The organism is Fibrobacter sp. UWH9 (assembly GCF_900129715.1).
GTDB lineage: Bacteria > Fibrobacterota > Fibrobacteria > Fibrobacterales > Fibrobacteraceae > Fibrobacter.
Map to the genome: position 1 here is coordinate 1 of NZ_FQWP01000051.1, position 1,070 is coordinate 1,070.

General features: G+C 54.5%; 1 protein-coding gene. It reads right to left on the reverse strand.

What is annotated here, in order from left to right:
- Positions 1-1,070 (reverse strand): elongation factor Tu (tuf, locus tag BUB94_RS16095; RefSeq protein WP_073161661.1); only part of this gene is annotated, 1,070 nt, incomplete at its 3' end.

The window sequence follows — 1,070 nt, forward strand, 5'->3', positions numbered from 1 at the left end:
ACGGTGTCACCCGGGGTCACCATTTCGACACCTTCCGGCAGCTGGATGGTACCAGTAACGTCGGTGGTGCGGAAGTAGAACTGGGGACGATAGCCGTTCATGAACGGAGTGTGGCGACCACCTTCGTCCTTAGTAAGAACGTAGATTTCAGCCTTGAATTCGGTGTGCGGAGTCACAGACTTGGGAGCTGCGAGCACCATACCACGGGAAATGTCCTTCTTTTCAGCGCCGCGGAGGAGGAGACCAACGTTGTCACCAGCCTGAGCGTCGTCGAGGAGCTTACGGAACATTTCAACACCGGTAATAACGTATTCGGCAGTTTCGCCGAGACCGATGCGTTCGACCTTGTCGTTCAGATGAACAACACCGCGTTCGATACGGCCGGTAGCAACGGTACCACGACCGGTAATGGTGAACACGTCTTCGATCGGCATGAGGAACGGCTTTTCAGTTTCACGAGCCGGCAGCGGAATGTATTCGTCGCAAGCAGCCATGAGTTCCATGATCTTGTCCTGGTATTCTGCGTCGCCTTCGAGAGCCTTGAGTGCAGAACCGCGAATGATCGGAGCGTTGTCGCCGTCAAATTCGTACTTGGAGAGCAGGTCGCGAACTTCCATTTCGACGAGGTCGAGAAGTTCAACGTCATCAACCATGTCAACCTTGTTCATGAAAACAACGATCTTGGGCACGCCAACCTGGTGTGCGAGAAGGATGTGTTCACGAGTCTGGGGCATGGGACCGTCAGTAGCAGCAACGACGAGAATTGCGCCGTCCATCTGAGCAGCACCAGTAACCATGTTCTTGACGTAGTCAGCATGGCCCGGGCAGTCAACGTGTGCGTAGTGACGTGCAGCAGAAGTGTATTCCACGTGAGAGGTGTTAATCGTGATACCACGTGCCTTTTCTTCGGGAGCGTTGTCGATTTCATCGAAACGCTTTGCAGCAGCCAGGCCCTTAGCGGCGAGGGTGGTGCAGATAGCAGCGGTCAGAGTGGTCTTACCGTGGTCAACGTGGCCGATGGTGCCGATGTTGCAGTGCGGCTTACTTCTGTCAAAATGTTCTTTTGCCAT